Annotated in this window: 9 protein-coding genes; 3 read left to right on the plus strand and 6 right to left on the minus strand. The window is 38.5% G+C overall.

What is annotated here, in order from left to right; translation table 11 throughout:
* Positions 1-34: 34 nt before the first annotated feature.
* Both cgtA and CAP51_RS11095 read right to left on the minus strand, forming a co-directional pair.
* Complete coding sequence (gene cgtA / locus CAP51_RS11090; protein WP_087620810.1) at positions 35-1,258, minus strand: Obg family GTPase CgtA; 1,224 nt, start codon at positions 1,256-1,258, stop codon at positions 35-37.
* An 87-nt stretch (positions 1,259-1,345) separates the two neighbouring features.
* Positions 1,346-1,723, minus strand: a complete 378-nt coding sequence (locus tag CAP51_RS11095) for a winged helix-turn-helix transcriptional regulator (RefSeq protein WP_425426798.1) — start codon at positions 1,721-1,723, stop codon at positions 1,346-1,348.
* A 140-nt stretch (positions 1,724-1,863) separates the two neighbouring features.
* On the opposite strand from CAP51_RS11095, the gene CAP51_RS11100 reads away from it, so the two are divergent.
* Positions 1,864-2,733 carry an SDR family oxidoreductase gene (locus tag CAP51_RS11100; RefSeq protein ID WP_087620811.1) on the plus strand — a complete coding sequence of 290 codons (870 nt, stop codon included), beginning with the start codon at positions 1,864-1,866 and terminating at the stop codon, positions 2,731-2,733.
* 139 nt (positions 2,734-2,872) lie between these two features.
* On the opposite strand, the gene CAP51_RS11105 is transcribed toward CAP51_RS11100, so the two are convergent.
* The 3 genes from CAP51_RS11105 to CAP51_RS11115 form a co-directional block, all read right to left on the minus strand.
* Complete coding sequence (locus CAP51_RS11105; protein ID WP_087620812.1) at positions 2,873-3,664, minus strand: EAL domain-containing protein; 792 nt, start codon at positions 3,662-3,664, stop codon at positions 2,873-2,875.
* A gap of 28 nt (positions 3,665-3,692) precedes the next feature.
* Positions 3,693-4,295 (minus strand): recombinase family protein, encoded by a 603-nt coding sequence (locus tag CAP51_RS11110; protein WP_087620813.1) that lies wholly within the window; start codon positions 4,293-4,295, stop codon positions 3,693-3,695.
* Positions 4,296-5,281: 986 nt separating this feature from the next.
* A complete protein-coding gene (locus CAP51_RS11115; protein WP_087620814.1) occupies positions 5,282-6,763 on the minus strand; it encodes a tryptophan 7-halogenase in 1,482 nt (493 codons plus the stop codon).
* Between the two features lie 183 nt (positions 6,764-6,946).
* Between CAP51_RS11115 and CAP51_RS11120 the strand changes: the two genes are divergently transcribed.
* The gene (locus tag CAP51_RS11120) at positions 6,947-8,176 is read left to right on the plus strand and encodes an Arm DNA-binding domain-containing protein (RefSeq protein ID WP_087620815.1); all 1,230 of its coding nucleotides are present in this window, start codon (positions 6,947-6,949) and stop codon (positions 8,174-8,176) included.
* Positions 8,177-8,308: 132 nt separating this feature from the next.
* Positions 8,309-11,041 (plus strand): beta strand repeat-containing protein, encoded by a 2,733-nt coding sequence (locus CAP51_RS11125; protein ID WP_140404431.1) that lies wholly within the window; start codon positions 8,309-8,311, stop codon positions 11,039-11,041.
* A gap of 62 nt (positions 11,042-11,103) precedes the next feature.
* Here CAP51_RS11125 and CAP51_RS11130 read toward each other — a convergent pair whose 3' ends face one another.
* Positions 11,104-18,657, minus strand: coding sequence for a beta strand repeat-containing protein (locus tag CAP51_RS11130; protein ID WP_213062690.1), 7,554 nt, complete (start codon positions 18,655-18,657; stop codon positions 11,104-11,106).
* Between the last annotated feature and the right edge of the window lie 28 nt (positions 18,658-18,685).

The following is an 18,685-nucleotide window of genomic DNA, read 5'->3' on the forward strand; positions in this document are numbered from 1 at the left end:
TATATCAATTCACCATATTGATTCGTCACATCAATCAATCACGCACATAAATCACTTCCATTTCGTCATCGTCGTCATCAAAATCATCGTCGTCGAAACCATCATCATTTTCCAGACCTTCACGCTGGGCTTTACGTTTTTCACGATAAGCTTCTTTTGCCGCAATGGTTTGCTCACGGGTTTCTTCTTCCAGTTGCACACGGAAAGCTTGTACCTGTGCAGCATATTCAGGATCTTCAACTTCAAGTTCTTTTTGTTGCTCAATCTGATCCATTAAATAATAAATAACGTCTTTGGTGCCCTCTGCAAGCAAGCCAGAAGTTTTAAAGACCGGACCTTCCCACTGCAACTCGTCCAGAATATGTTTACACCATTCTTCCCGAGTATCTTCACTCAATTGATCTAGTTTGTTTAACACCAATACTACTGGTAACTGCGCCAAAGTCGGTGAAAACTTTTCTAGTTCGGCAGAAATGGCTTTGGCATTATAAGCGGGATCAGAACCGTCAATCGGTTGTACATCAACAATATGTAATAAAATTCGGGTACGTGCCAAATGTTTTAGAAAACGAATCCCCAAACCTGCGCCTTCGGCTGCACCTTCGATCAAACCAGGAATATCAGCCATAACAAAAGAACGATGACGATCCACATCCACCACACCCAGATTCGGTACCATAGTAGTAAATGGATAATCGGCAACTTTTGGTTTTGCAGCACTTACCGCGCGGATAAACGTCGATTTACCAGCATTTGGCATACCCAATAAGCCAACATCAGCCAGTACCTTAAGCTCAAGACGAATTTCACGTGATTCGCCTTCGCCACCATGTGTACATTTTCTTGGCGCACGATTGGTAGAGGATTTGAAATGTGTATTCCCTAGTCCACCATCGCCACCACAAGCAACCATCACACGTTGACCATCTTCAACCAGATCACCAATGATATCGCCACTGTTAATATCTACGATGGTTGTCCCAACTGGCACTTTAAGAATGATATCTTCCCCGCCACGGCCGGTACAGTTTGCACCTGCACCATTTTTACCCCGTTCTGCGCGAAAACGACGGGTATAACGATAATCAACCAGTGTACTTGTATCATCGTCTGCGACCAGATAGACGCTACCACCGCGACCACCATCGCCACCATCAGGCCCACCAAACGGTACAAATTTCTCTCGGCGAAAACTGGCTACGCCATTGCCGCCATCTCCAGCTTCTACCGTAATGACTGCTTCATCAACAAAGCGCATAGTCCAATCCTCAACCTCAATATAAAAGCGGCGTATTATGCCATGATTTTCAAAAATTCTCGATGCTTTATCATGATGCAATGGAAATTAGTCGTCAACATTTGCAATGACCTGTCTGCGTTGCAAAATATCCGGTAAGGATTCTTCAATCCATGAGGTGAGTTGAAATACCTTTTCCGCAGCCTGCTCACCAAATTCGGTTAAACAATATTCCACACGCGGCGGAATTTCTGCATACATCTGCCGTTCAATAAATCCATCCTGCTGTAGTGCCTTTAAGGTTTGCACCAGCATTTTTTCACTGATTCCACCAATACGATGACGTAATTGACCAAACCTTAAGGTTTGTCCTCGTAAAGCGATCAATACAAGTCCACCCCAGCGACTGGTTAAATTCATCAAAATCTGTCTGGATGGACAATCTTGTGCCAGTACATACCCCTTTCGATCATCAGCATGCATCATCATACTCACCGTTACAAAAGAATAATAAAACAACCTTTACTTACGTTTAGGTAAGTACTTACTATTCGTAAGTATAGAGAATAAAATAATCCTACACAACATTCTAAACATCTATTCATTGCAAATATGGAGAAAATCTCATGCGTATTGCCATCACAGGTGCAACTGGCCAACTTGGTCAACTGGTACTACAACAATTGCTGCAACGTACCGAAGCTTTTAATATTGTTGCTCTGGCTCGTGATCTAAATAAAGCAGAAGTTTTAAATCAATATGGTGTCGAAATTAGACCGTTTAATTACGATAACAGTCCTGAACAACTACTCTCCTCCTTAAAAGACATTACCCATTTATTGTTAATCTCTTCCAGTGAGGTTGGCAAACGTGTGACACAACATCAAAATGTCATTCAAGCTGCCGAACTAGCCGGGATACAATTGATTGCATACACCAGTTTACTTGATGCCGATCAATCCCCTTTAAGCCTTGCACAAGAGCATGTTGCAACAGAAAAACTGATTAAGGCTTCTCACCTTCCTTATACGATTCTGCGGAATAATTGGTATAGTGAAAACTACGCAATGACATTGCCGCAATCCATTGAAACTGGTGCAATCATTGGAGCAACACACCACGGACAAATCAGCTCTGCATCACGACTGGATTATGCCACTGCCGCAGCAGTGATTTTAACCAGTGATGGGCACCAAAATAAAATCTATGAACTGGCAGGCGATAACAGCTATATATTGGATGATGTGGCACAATGGGCGACTGAAATTTCAGGCAAGCCTGTTGTTTATCAGGATTTATCTGAAGATGAGCTTAAACAGACATTAATCAAAGTAGGTTTACCTGAGACTTTTGCAGATATTCTAGCAGATGCTGACGAAGGCGTTTCTAAAGGCGCGATGTATAGTGATCGAAAAGATTTACATCAACTGATTGGACGAGCAACGACGCCTATGGCAGAAACCATACGTACAATATTATCCCAATCATTGTCTTAAATAATTTGCTTTTATAGGCTAACCGACTGACAATACTCCCAAATTTACATCAGACTATTGTCAGTCATTCAATTGGCATCAATAAATAATAGATAGATTGTATAGAATACTTAACACCACATAAACGAACCCGATTCCATCAAATCAGGTCTAAAGCGAATGGTTCGGAAAAATAATAACCCTGATAATAATCACAATTGATATTTTTCAATAGAGAATATTGCGATTCAGTTTCAACACCTACAGCAATAACTTTAATGTTGAGATTATGGCAAATATTGATCAAACTACTTATAATTAAATACATTTCCTGATCACTTTGTATTTTGTGTACAATCTGCTTATCGATTTTCACCATATCTATTGGTAATCGTAACAAATAACCAAAATTAGAAAAATGATAACCAAAATTATCAATACATATCCTTATCCCTAATTCTTTCAATTGATAAAGAATTTGTTTATATAAAACCAATGAATCAATAAATTCTAGTTCAGATAATTCAATAACAATTAAATCTGGACTTAAGGCAGACTGCTTTATCATTGCCTTGAAGTTTTCAATAAAAAAAGGTGCACTCAGTTCTCTCATTGAAATATTGATTGACACACTCGCATTAAAATCGTTAATTTGATTTAATAAAAAAATTTCCTGACAAGAGCGAAGTGAGAAAAGACTTCCTAAAGAAAGAATATCACCATTTTCCTTAAAGTAATCAATAAAATAATCTGCACTCAATATCCCATATTTTTCGTGATCCCAACGCATTAAAGCTTCAAATAGAAAAACATCTTTACTCTCAATAGAGTCCACTATAGGTTGATAATAAGCTAGGATCGTCTCATACGTTAATGTACCCTTATTCATGAGAAAATAAGAAAATAAATTTCGGTCAAAATTTAATTCTTTAAGATATTTATTCTTTAGCATAAAAATCCTTAAATCCTGACAAAATGAACTATTGAACCCGTTTTATGGATTTAAGACTTTTGGTAGATTTATCCAATAGTCTCTGGATTACAGTTCTGGTAACCGAATATTCCTTAGCAAGTGCATAAACGCTATATCCTTTTTTAAACTTATCTAATACTTCCTCTTTTTGATTTGCTGTTAAAATTTCTGGTCTTCCAACTTTCTTGACAAAACTACTACTTGGATGATTTCCCTTTCTTTTATTTTTTAACTTACTTTCAAAACTTGAACATAACTTTAAAAAATGAAAGAAAATCAATTTAAGATCATCCGTGATTTCTTTCTTGGAAAAATCCAGACAAATAAGTGTTATTTTCTTTTCCTCAATAGTATTGACAGTATTGTATATTTCATCAAAACTACTGCCTAAACAATCTATACCTTTAAAAATTAATAAATCTCCGGTCTCTAAGCCATAATTAATTAAATTGATTAATTTATCTCTATATATGATTGAAGTATCTACAGCAACTTCTTCTACAATCAATCTCTGACTAGGAATTGAGTATCCAAAATTTTGAAAAAAAGAAAGATAATTAAAATTTTCTTGTGTATTTGGATCAACTCTTACATAAGCATATGTACGCATAAATTAAATACTCCGCACAAAAATAAAATAAATTGTTAAATACAACTCATATTTTATATATTTTTTCAATAAAAAAAATACTTATTAAACATGAGTTTAATTTATAATAATGTTTTAAACATAATTTTTAAACATCATATTAATTAACAAAAAAATATACACATACTAATTTTAATGAATTAATTTTATACATATAGTTCTTAAAAAATTAAAAATATATAAATATTTTTCAATTGCTTTATTCAAGAAATGAATTATCATTTCATCATTTACTTAGTTAAAACAAAAACATAATAAAGAAAATTATAATACCTTTAAGTACATGTTATAAAATAATTTTTTAATCCTTATAATTTAAATCTTTAACCTAAAATCACTCATCAGTTAAAGTAAAAATACCTTATTTTCTCATTGTCTTTATCAAGTTTATCTAATATTAAAATTTAGTCTTTATTCATATTTGATCTATTTTTATACAATAATTTCAGAACTTATTTATTCATGAAAAATTGCACGAATGTTTACTATTAAGCCAAATCAATCACAAATTCTTTTTAATATTTTTTTACATATTTACAAAAGAAACACATGGTCAAATTTATAATTTGATTTTTCATTTTTTTTATGTATTTTAAAACAGAGTTTTTCTTCACTTTTGAAGCATTATTAAATAAAGATATTCATATGTTTTAATTAAAAAATACGTCATGATTAAGATGAATTACTTCTTCAATCATCATATTTGCACTGACTTTTGAGATTTTGATCATTAGAAAAGGCATGATGATATACTGTTTAGAATAAAAAAATCGATTTTGAATATCAAATATATGACTTATCTATAAACTTATAAGGACCTAAAATAATGATTATACAATAAATAAGATAATATAATCAAATACTTAAAATTATTACATTAACATGCTAAATAAAATTTATAATTAAAAAACGAGTGGCTTATTTTTAAAAGCCATTCAAATCTGTCTTTAAAAATTACTCAATACTTCAATATAGGCTATGATTTGCTTTTTCTGTTCAATAGGTAATATCTGTAACTCTTGTGCACATCCAGTTTTAGAAATAAGATTGAGCGCTTGTGCAACAAAGATCCAGTTTACAACATGGAATATACCATTCCAGCCGTACTGTGCATATCCCTTGATATCTTCCATGCGAGGACTACGCTGCATAAATACCTCTTTCAAAGCAGCATAGCTTTCCGGATAAGGTGTATTTGCAACCTTTTGCCAAAATGGCGTATCCTGTCTTGGGCAGTCGTAATGCATCCTTAAAAAATCCCGTATACCATGCCAACTGGCAGTATTTGCCTGATTATATTGTTCTATGCTTAAGTCGGAAACAACCCAACCACTATGTGTTACAACACGTTCGAACATTCTTAACTGCTCTAGCATTTGACCAATTGAGGTTGCCTCCAGTGGTTCAACAAAGCCAGATGCCAATCCTAATGCCATGACATTTTTTTGCCAAACTTTTTTATAATGGCCCGGCTTAAAACTTAAAGTTTTTTGTGGTTCTATTTCAAAACCAAAATATTGCTGAATTTCATCAATTGCTTGATCTTCTGTGGTAAATTCACTGCTAAATACATAACCAGCACCGATTCTTTCGACAAGTGGGATTTGCCACATCCAGCCTGCTTTCATTGCTGTTGCACGGGTAACAAGTTCAGGATTCTTACCGTGATGAGAGACATGGAATGGAATTGCTCGATCCAGCCATAAATAATCCTTGAATGAACTCCAAGAGCTTTTTAACTTCTTTCCAATAACCAAACGTGAGAAGCCAGAAGCATCAATGATAAAATCAGTTTTTAAAGGACCTTGTTCAGTTAAAATTTGTTGTGCATAACCCTCTGCATTAAATACTATATCATGTACTTTGGTTTGCGTATGAATTACTCCTCGCTCTACTGCTTTTTTACATAGGAATGAGGCAACCTTATGACTATCAAAATGAAAAGATGTTGCAAACCCAGAATCATTTTGTAAAACATCTATTGCATCCTTTTGTGAAATTCTTTGACGAATCACATCAAAATCTTTTACAGCCGATGCAAGCGGGATATTCTGAGTAATTAAAGCAGAAATCAAAGGCAAAAATGCAGCGGCTTCATGATTAAAAGGCTCATGCTTAGGATTTATGAAAAGATGATAAAATTCATCTTCTTTTTCACCTGTACGCCAACCCTCATAGCAAAATCCCCATTTAAAAGCTGCACCTGTTTCACGCATAAATTCGCTAGTTGGAATATTCAGGCTATTTAATGCGGATACTAAATTGATTAACCCGCCTTCACCCACACCAACAATTCCTATACTGGGAGATTCTATTACCTGTACCTTTACATGATCAGAAAACATCCTTTTTAAAGTTAATGCTGCAAACCAACCTGCTGTTCCACCGCCTATAATTGTTATATTTTTTGCATGTCTAAGATCTAGCATCATATTCCTCTATCTAATCGTTTTATTCCAAGCTGGAATTATAGGTTGTCTTTATGGAATTTAATCTCTAAAATGTATATTTTGTCACATTTATTCCAATGTGTTAAATATTTATTTTAATTCTCTTGTTCTTGAAAAGAAGCATACATAATATTTTTTCCTTTATATTAAAGGAATTAAAAATTGGCCATTCAAAAATCTTTTACAGGCATTCACATCAGAAATCAATCTATCCGAATTGATTTTATGTACAAAGGCATTCGTTATCGCCATACTCTTCCACTTGAACCTAATAAAGCAAATATTAAATATGCCTGTCAGTTAAGATCGGCAGCCATTCATGCACTTAGAACTGGTAAATTTAACGAAAAAGAGCTGTTTCCTCATTCTCGCCCAAAAAGCCAAACCTTAAATGCAGAATTACAAAATTTGAGTTTACATTACCTTTCTTTAAAATCTGTAGATATTACACCTGAAACACAAGCTCGTTATAAAACTGCATTAAACGAATGTATAAAAGTTCTTGGCATTAAAAAAAATATTGAACTCCTACGACCGACTGATATCCAAAATCTAAGAGTAAAATTGGTATCACAACATTCGGTGTCTACAGTGAATCATTACCTTACAATTTTGAATGGTTTCCTAAAATGGTGTGAAGATAACCAATATAACCAAGGATTAAGCAAATATTGCAAAAGATTTACCAGTCAAAGTAAAGAACCAGATCCACTTAGCCTTGAAGAATTAAATCAAATACTTTTTAAAGGATGTCTTAATTTGATTGATCGGGCTTCGATTACACTTGCGGTATATACAGGATTAAGACCTGGTGAATTATGTGGATTAGCATTTGAAGATGTAAATCAGGACCAAAACACGATTACGATTCGCAGATCAATCACTCAATCAGGAACATTTAAAATCCCTAAAACAAAAAAGGAAAGAACCATTTTTTTACTTCCACCAGCACAAGAAGCAATTAAAATTTTAATGGGATATGCCCTTGATCTCCCTTCTCAGAATGCTCAAGTCTGGTTTAATCGTCATCAATATCGGGAAGATCATATTCATTTACTATTATCTCCGAAAAACCTATCAAAAAAAACTGATATTCATTTTTTCTATTCGCCAAATGCCTGGAATCAAAAATGGAGTGCCATTATTAATAGAGCAAATGTCAGATATCGTCCTCCTTATCAAACCAGACATACATATGCATGTTGGAATCTTACCGCCAGAGGTAATTTAGCATTTATAGCCAACCAAATGGGACATGCCGATTACTCTATGCTGATTAAGGTATATGGTCGATGGATGGATAGTGAATCTTCCAATGAAATTGAGCTGATCTGGCGCAATATTCAAAAACCAGAATGTCCCATTTTTACTACTTCTGATCTTCAAAATTGATCAAGTCTTTGTATTTATATTTATTTTTTTACTATCAATACATATACCTATTATGCACGCGTTGTAGATCACGCTGGTAACATCGGTTCTAACAGTAATGACTTCACAATCTCTATAGATTTAACAGTAATTGTGAATAGCCAGAGTACATTGGATACTACACCGATTATTTCTGGTTCTACCGGTTTTGATATTCTGGAAGGCGAATATCTTGAAGTCACTGTGAATAGCAAAACCTATAGCTCGCAAACTGGCGCTGTTGTCATCGACTTTGATAACAATACTTGGTATGTACAGATTCCTGATAGTGATGCTTTGCCAATAGGGACTTATAATGTAAGTGCTGTATTGAAAAATGCTGAGGGAGAAATTACACAGGATGATACAACCAATGAGTTAGTTGTAAGTCCTTCACCAACGATTAATTTTACTGCAACTGCAGCAACATCTGATGATACAGGTACTGCTTTGACTATAAGTGAAAATGGTACCTGGAGAATTTTAAGTAATTCAACAGTATTTACTCAAAATGCGACGGATCCATCAACTTTAGGTTCTTTTACTTCTATTGCGATATCGGGAGCAGACCGCCAACAACAATCCTCATTTATTGACTTTGACCGTGATGGTTTGATGGATATTCTGGGCGCAGATACTTCGTTTGCAAATGGCCAACAGTCATTTAAATATAATGCTGATGGTACTTACACTGTATTTCAAATAGGTTCTTTCGGCATTAGCGGACAAACCAATGATGCTAATGGTAATACTTATGTTTGGTATGGTGGTGTTGCTGGTATTGATATCAATGGTGATGGCTATGTCGATATTGTTTATGGAGATGAAACACCTAATGATGCGGAGACCCGAGGGGGTTACGATACTACATTTGTACTAAATACCAATGGCACTATTCTTGGTTTTAATAAATCAGGTGCATACGTTTATACTCAAACCAACCAGGATGGCGTTGCTGCAACTAACTCAGGCAATCCAACCCCAGACCGTGAAATTGCTGGTGTAGATTTAAATAACGATGGTTATGTGGACATTGTTTATCATGGGACAGCGGGTACTAATACCACTTCTACGGGTGGTAGCAGTGGAGTTAGTACTCGCTTAGTTGTGGTCAATAATGGTGTAGATGCCAATGGTAATACTACTTTGACAAATACACAGATTGTTACGGATGTATTTAATGGTGATAATGGTACAACAAACGTTTATACGAGCCTAACGTGGGCAGACTTCAATGGCGATGGCTATATGGATCTGTTTATTGGTGGACTAACCGGTACAGGTACAGCAGCCAATAGTGAAATATACTATAACGATGGTACAGGCAAATTGGTTACTACAACCAATGGTGTTGGTACAGGTACGAATGTCCAGACTTTAACCGATGCTACTAATAGTAATACCTCACTCGCTGTAGATTGGAATGGTGATGGTAAAATAGACATCATTGAAATTGCGGGGATTTCACAAGGAAATAGTGCTGCCAATGTTTCTAGTGCCGATAATAAAGGTATTTTATGGCTGAATGGCGGTACTAATGCTTCCGGCCAAGTAAACTGGACCTCTGAAACCATCTTAGCTCAGGCAAATATTCGTCCTGGTGCTGCAAGCACTTATCGGTTTGTGTCTGGTGCTCAGGTTGTGGATTTGGATTATGATGGTGATCAGGACTTAGTCGTTTTCCGTTCAGAGGCAGGTGCAACATCATATATCGAAAATAAATCGGTCATTCAAGATGGTACCAGTATTATTCTGAATATTCGGGATAAAAATGGTATTAATGCTTACTATGGCAACACAGTGGCATTGATTGATGAAGCAACCGGACAAGTAGTGGCTACCCAAATCATCAATGCACAAAGCGGTGTAAATACCCAAAACTCTACAGGTCTGGTGTATTTCTATGGTTTGGATGCCAGCAAATCATACAGTGCTGTGATACTTTCTAACGGTAATGATTATGGTGGCATAAGCTCTATTACCCTGGGTTCTAGTGTTAATACCATTGAAAATGTCAATGAGACTTGGGCGGGTTTAAAAGCCGTTGAGAAAAATCATGCTTATGTATTGACCACTGAGAATGGTACAGCTGCCTCTAGTACTGCTACAGCAGCCACAGATGGTACTAATACTGTAGGTATACTGGGTACCGGTTATAACGATACGCTTTATGCCACGGCGGGTACGCATGTCTATAATGGTGCCGGTGGTAGTGAACTAGTATCTGGTGTTAATACTTGGAGCGATACAGGTGGTATGGACATTGTTGATTATAAACTAGCCGGCAGTACAGCAATCACAGTCGATTTATCTATTACCACTGCCCAGAATACCGGGTTTGGCACAGCAACGTTTGTCAATATTGAAGGTATTGCAGGTAGTTCTAGTAACGATACCTTTACAGACAATGCAGGCAATAACCAGTTTGAAGGCCGTGGTGGTAATGACATCTTTAACCTGATCAATGGCGGTAATGATACCTTGTTGTATAAGGTGCTTGATGCTGCTAATGCAACAGGGGGTAATGGTTCAGATGTGGTAAATGGTTTCCATGTAGGTACGTGGGAAGCAACACCAAATGCAGACCGTATCGACTTGTCAGAGCTATTGATTGGTTATACTGGTAGTGTGACACCAGCAAGTTATATCAATGGTACGCCAACACTAGCAGCGGATGCGGAAATTCGTAACTATCTATCTGTACAATCAGATGGTACGAATACAACTATTAGTATTGACCGTGATGGTGCCGGTGGAGCTTATAGTTCAACTACATTAGTTACATTAAATGATGTAGATACCACTTTAGAGAAATTATTGGCAAATCATCAGATTATTATCGGTTAATATTTAATAATTAGTCATAAAAAGAGAACCCTAGGGTTCTCTTTTTTTAATATTAATAATGATTAGATGATGATTTGGTTATTCATCAATAACTCTATCAAATCAGTCTGTACATTGTTTAAAGTCAGAACAGTTGTAAAGATATTACCACCACCATCACGATCAATCGCAATTGTAGTATTGGTTCCATTACTTGAAATTTTCAGATAATCCAGTAAATCAGATGCCGATATATCCAGTTTTATACCATCAGTATCTGTATAAAGGCTTGCTGTACCTGTATAGCCATCTAATAGTTCATGAATATCAATAATATCGGCATTATCATCCGTACTAACATTACCGATATGGAAACCATTGACCACATCTACGCCATTACCACCGGTCGCATCAGCCGCATCGAGTAAGGTTAGATAAACGGTATCATTTCCACCACCATCGCCGCCTAAGTTATAGGTGTCATTACCTTGACCACCGACAAAGTAATCATTGCCTGAACCGCCTGTAAATGTGGTATCACCACTACCCGTAATAAATCTTTCAATATTCTCAAAGGTATCCGTGTATGTAACACCATCGATTACTTTATTTACTGTCCCTGTAGAAACATTGACAGAAATTTGTGCACTTAGCAAACTATAGTCAAGAGTATCTTCACCACCATCGGTAACCCATTGCTTTTCACCCTCGGTGTTGATAATCCAGCCACCACCACCATTATAGTGATCGTTCCCCAATGTACCGAAGAAATGATCATTATATCCAGTACCCACAATACCAACACCATTATTTGCACTATTAGTCAAGGCAGTATCCGATTCGGCAGTCAGTACATAGGCCTCATTGGCCTTACCTGTGGTTAGTCCGCTCCATGAAGTATTAATGGTATTGTTTGTATAGCCCCCCAGATTACTAACGCCACCAACATTATCTGATACGCCATTGGTGATGCGAAGTAATTGCACAGAATAGGTTTCATTTGGATCTAATCCATAAAAACTGACCAGTCCCATACTATTACTTGAACCAGATGATTGCGGATTAATTAATTGGGTTGCAACCAGAGTACCTGCCGAATTATACAACTTCACAGTATTGCTATAGTAAGTGTTGATACCCTGACCATCAACAATACGGATTTGTAAACTTGTACCATCAGCTGCAATATTGGTGTTCTTAACTAGGACTGTTGGATTACTTGCATCACCAGCCACAACTGCAGCATCTGCTCCAGCACGATATAATACTAAGTCCAAAGAACCATCCCAATCGTAATCGACAACCACAGCACCAGTAATGTCTGAATATAATGTCGTCGTCATGGCTGTTGCATTTGTGCCCCATGTATTGGTTCCCGTATTGAGATATAAGGTTGGAGCAAAATTATTTGCAGCAGTATATCCATAATTTCCTGTCACCTGCGTTGGAACTTCAATTACATCTATTAGTCCATCAAAGTTCCAGTCTACAGCAAAAGATGTTCCTCCTTTTTTACTATCACCAAACCATAGAGCATTTGCATCTGTTGCTAATAATTTTCCGGTACCATCATTAAGATAAATCCGGCTTTCAGTTGAATCAACACCAGCTTTAGATCCACGGTTTATATACATATCCAGCCAGCCATCGCCATTAAAATCGGCAAATGTTACTGATTGAGATAAGTTGCCTGCGTCATAGCCTGCATCACCTGCAAAGACATTGGCATATCCAACATAAGTAAATCCAGATGCAGTACCAGAGTTGTACAAAACACCTAATCCTCGACTAGTATCTGATTGAATCGAGGTATAACCGTTATAGTCCACATGTGCCACAATATCTACTGTACCGTTATTATCCAAATCGACTGCGGCTGTTTCATGCATGACAGATAAGTTAGTAGGCATAGCAATACCTGTGACACTATTATTACCCAAACCGTTAGCTATAGTTAATGCACCAGATGGCGGCATACCGTTTGTAGAGGCATTATATTCATACGTCAGCGTACCATTATCATTTTTAATAAATGATATTGAATCTGGAGCAGAATCTGCCATTACGAAGTCCAGATAACCATCACCAGTACGGTCATAGGCAATTGCACCACCTAAATGGTTGGCTGTTCCTTGATTTAAAGCTTGTGGTGTATAAGTTCCATCAGCATTTTGTAGCCAGTATGCTGTTCGACCAGCATTACCATAACTACTTACTTGTGACATTACATCAACATAGCCATCACGGTTAATATCTGCAAACATTACTGAGTTGAGATAACGTCCATAACCAGCATCATTTACATTATAACCTGCACCATTTGTGGTACTTGGTTGTGCCAGATAAACCGAACTATACTCAGTTAATGAATCATCCTGTGTATAGACTCGTCCAGCATTAGCAGTAGTAGATCCTGATGTCCCTCTTACACTCTGGAAAAATGCCCATGTACCATTGGCACTAATAGTAACCGCAGCAGCATTTATACCATAACCTTCAGCATCGGTTGTACCGCCCCATGTTGTAGTTACTACTTGTGCACCCGTAGAAGTAGAGGCAACACCTACACTGCTTACAGAACTAATGGATGATACATTACCCGCTGAATCCCAAACCAAAAAGGCAAGATTTAGTGCACCAGCAGGTAATGTTGTAGTAATGGTCCAGCTTCCATCTGCTGCCACAACAGCCGAAGCAATAACTTTGTCCAGACCTTCCTGCCACATACCATTGTTATTGACATCATTGATCAGCGCAATGGTTGTACCAGCTTCCAATGCACCATAGATTGCACTAGTGAAAGTATACGAAGTAGAAATTGTGGTTACACTATCTACAATAGGTGCATTGACAATACCATCAGGTGAAGTCAAATCAATTACAACAGTTTTGTCCTGACCAGTCAGACCAGCAAAGTTACCTGCTGTATCGCGTACCCGAAACTCTACAGTGAATGTTGCATCTGTAGTATAGGTTGTTTCTGGCAACACAAATGTCCAATTGGTATCATCAGATAAAGCTGCATCTTTCCATGTGATACCCCCATCTACAGAAATCTGTAAGAACTCTCCAGTTGCCAGAGTACGACTTAATGTACCGGAAATTTGAGTTGGAGTACTATCTCTAGTAATCAAATCATTATTTGTCGCTGTCAATGTAGTTGTGTCGCCAGAAGATGGCACGCCATTGGCTGTATCTACTGTTATTGCTGTCGTAGTCGTTAACCCAGTTACGACTGGCGGAATCGTATCCAGGATTATGCTGAAGTCATTACTGTTAGAACCGATGTTACCAGCGTGATCTACAACGCGTGCATAATAGGTATATGTTGTGTCATCAGATAAACCATTTAATTCATAGGTCCAAGACGTACCTGAAACCTCTGCATAACCAACAAACTCATTAGCGGATGTGTAAATTGCAACTTGTTCATCATCAGCAAGCCCAGCAGAAATTGTACCATTTAATACAGGTGTACGATCATCCGTTGTAGTGCCTGAACCAAAATTCCCAGTAAGAACACCGACATTATCAGTATAGTTTTGAATCACAATTGTTTGTACTGGTGCTGTGATATCAATTGTCACCAATTGACTATCGGTAGAACCCACATTACCTGCCGTATCAACAACACGTACTTGATAAGTGTATTCACCGTCAGTCAATGTACGACTATCTACATAGCTCCATACACCTGCTACTACAGTTAATGTTGTCCAGTTTGTTCCACCATCTGTACTGATCTGAGCGACTTCTCCGGCACCAAGCGTACCTGTCAGCGTTCCATTGATCGTTAAACTCGTATCACTAGTGATAAAGTCTGTTGTATCCAAACCTGTATCATCTGTAATCGATATGATCTCAATACTACTACTTGGCGCTGTAGTATCTACAGTCACAATTTGACTATCCGTAGAACCTACATTACCTGCCGTATCAACAACACGTACTTGATAAGTGTATTCACCCTCAGTCAATGTACGACCATCTACATAGCTCCATACACCTGCTACTACAGTTAATGTTGTCCAGTTTGTTCCACCATCTGTACTGATCTGAGCGACTTCTCCGGCACCAAGCGTACCTGTCAGCGTTCCATTGATCGTTAAACTTGTATCGCTGGTAATAAAGTCTGTTGCATCAAGACCTGTATCATCTGTAACCGATGTGATTTCTATCACATTGCTTACACTTGGCGCAGTAGTATCTACAGTCACAATTTGACTATCCGTAGAACCTACATTACCTGCCGTATCAACAACACGTACTTGATAAGTGTATTCACCCTCAGTCAATGTACGACCATCTACATAGCTCCATACACCTGCTACTACAGTTAATGTTGTCCAGTTTGTTCCACCATCAACACTGATTTGAGCAAATTCTCCGGCACCAAGCGTACCTGTCAGCGCTCCATTGATCGTTAAACTTGTATCGCTGGTAATAAAGTCTGTTGCATCAAGACCTGTATCATCTGTAATCGATGTGATTTCTATCACATTGCTTACACTTGGCGCAGTAGTATCTACAGTCACAATTTGACTATCCGTAGAACCTACATTACCTGCCGTATCAACAACACGTACTTGATAAGTGTATTCACCGTCAGTCAATGTACGACTATCTACATAGCTCCATACACCTGCTACTACAGTTAATGTTGTCCAGTTTGTTCCACCATCTGTACTGATCTGAGCGACTTCTCCGGCACCAAGCGTACCTGTCAGCGTTCCATTGATCGTTAAACTTGTATCGCTGGTAATAAAGTCTGTTGCATCAAGACCTGTATCATCTGTAATCGATGTGATTTCTATCACATTGCTTATACTTGGTACAGTAGTATCAATGATCACAACTTGACTGGAGACTGTACCTGTATTACCAGCACTATCTACAACTCTAGTCTGGAATGTATATGTTCCATCTGCTAACTCATTCGCAGTATTATCCAGTGACCAAGTTGAACCACTCACCAATACAGCATCTTTCCAGCTAACACCGTTATCAAGAGATACCTGAACTCGCTCATCAGCTGCTAATGTAGCCGATGTGGTTACTGCGATTACAAGCGTATTATCAGACGTATTAAAATCTGTAGCGCTTAACCCGGTATCATCAGTAATCGCTGTAATTGTAGCTGTTGCACTTGGTGCAGCTGTATCTACAGTCAATGTAAATGCATTTGACTCTGGACCTCGGTTACCCGCTGCATCTTCTACACGTGTGGTATAGCTATAGGTCGTACCGCCCACCAGTGAGTTATCAGCAAACTGATACGTACTGCCACTTACAAGTGTTGCATTACCAAGCTTAACGCCATCACGATATACTGCCACAACTTCATTGGCCGCTACCGTACCTGTCACACTGATATTCAATGTTGGTGAAGTATCATTGGTCGTTGTACCTGTACCAAAGTTACCTGTTTGTGGTGCATAGTCATCTGTATAGTCAACAATAACTGCCGTAGATTCCGGTGCAACCGTATCAAGCGTAATTGCATACGCACTTGATGGAGCCCCTTCAACTCCGACGTTGTTACGTACAACTGCTGTATAGCTATAGCTACCATCTGCACTCAAACTATCTGTATACGTCCAACTTGTTCCACTGACTGTCGCCGTACCAATCTCTACACCATCACGTTTGATCACTACAACATCGCCTGCATTCAATGCAGAGCCGATTGAACCTTCAAGCGTCGGTGTCGTGTCATTAGTAAAGCCATTATTGCCAATAACACCTTGAGCTGGGTCTACATTATCTACAATACGCAGAATACTTGTCGTTTGTGATGCACCGTCAAAGTTAGTCACAATGCTATAATCATTACTCAACGATGAAGTATTACCCGCAAGGTCTTTCACCTGCGCTGTATAGGTATAGGTCTCGCCACTTCCCAGACTTGCATCTGCAAATGTCCATGCCGTTCCTGTAACCACCGCTTCCCCAATAGCAATGCCATTGCGGTAGACAATCACAACTTCACCTGATGCAAGTATCGCACTTAATGTACCTTTGATTTCAGGTGTATCATCATTGGTCACTCCACCATTACTGATCACGCCGGTTACTGGATCTTTATTGTCCACAACCTCGGTAATCGTCACAGTTTGGGTCGGTGCTACATTGTCTGTGTTAATCACATACGCTGTAGATTCCGCTCCTGCAATACCCGCTGCATTCTTAACTGCAACGGTATAACTATAGTTTTGACCCGTAACAAGAGCACTGTCCTGATAGCTCCAGCTCGTACCGCTGACTGTCGCTGTACCAATCTCTGTACCATTACGATAAACAACAACGGTTTCGCCGGCTGCTAAAGCTGTGGTTAATGCACCCTGTAATAATGGATCAAGGTCATTGGTATAGCCATTGTTGAGTACAGTACCTTCTACAGGTGCCACATCATCAACAATTGCCGTAATACTTGCTGTATTACTTGAACCATCTGTCACAAAGCTTAACGCAAAGTCATTTGATACTGGTCCTTGTTGACCTGATGCGTCTTCTACACGTGCTGTATAGGTATAGCTTGTACCATTGCTTAAGCCACCATCTGTATATGTCCAACTGGTTGAGCCTGATGCAATTGTTGCTGTACCAACCTTAACCCCATCACGATATACTACGATGACTTCATTTGATGCCAATTCTGCACTGACTGTACCATTCAGTCTTGGTGTTGAATCATTGGTGGTCGAACCACTTGGTAAATCTGCCTGTACCGGATCAACATTGTCCGTAACTGTCAGGATTGTTATGGTTTGGGTCGGTGCACTGCTATCTATGTTAATCACATAGCTATTTGAATCACCGCCACGGTTACCTGAACTATCTTCTACACGTGCTGTATATTGATATTGCTGTCCATCCAACAGACCAGCATCAGCAAAGGTCCAGTCTGTTCCACTAACAACTGCTTCACCAATAACAACTCCATCCCTTAACACTACAACTTTTTCATTGCCGGCAAGCACTGCACTGATCGTACCGCTTATTGTAGGGGTCAGGTCATTGGTATAGCCATTGTTCGCTACATTACCTTCTACTGGTGCTACATCATCCGCTACACCCGTAATCACTGTAGATTGAGTTGGTGCTGTCGCATCTACATTCAGATCAAATGTAACCGGTGCACTTTCGTTGCCTGCTGTATCTGTCTGGGTCACTTGTAATGTATATGATCCATCTGCAAGCTGATTCGCTAATGTTGGTTCTACACTCCAGTTACCATCAGCATCTGCTGTCGCTGTGCCTAACACATTACCATCAGTATCTTTTAAGGTAATCAGCGCATTTGACTCTGCTCCTGTACCATTGACTGTTGGGGTACGGTCATTGGTATAGCCACCTGCTGTAATTACTCCGGTGACAAACTCAACATCATCAATCACTTCTGTAATCGCCAGTTGGGTTGGTGCTGTGGTATCCACTGTCAATGTAAATGCATTTGACTCTGGACCTCGGTTACCCGCTGCATCTTCTACACGTGTGGTATAGCTATAGGTCGTACCGCCCACCAGTGAGTTATCAGCAAACTGATACGTACTGCCACTTACAAGTGTTGCATTACCAAGCTTAACGCCATCACGATATACTGCCACAACTTCATTGGCCGCTACCGTACCTGTCACACTGATATTCAATGTTGGTGAAGTATCA

It is taken from the genome of Acinetobacter populi, assembly GCF_002174125.1.
Taxonomy (GTDB): domain Bacteria; phylum Pseudomonadota; class Gammaproteobacteria; order Pseudomonadales; family Moraxellaceae; genus Acinetobacter; species Acinetobacter populi.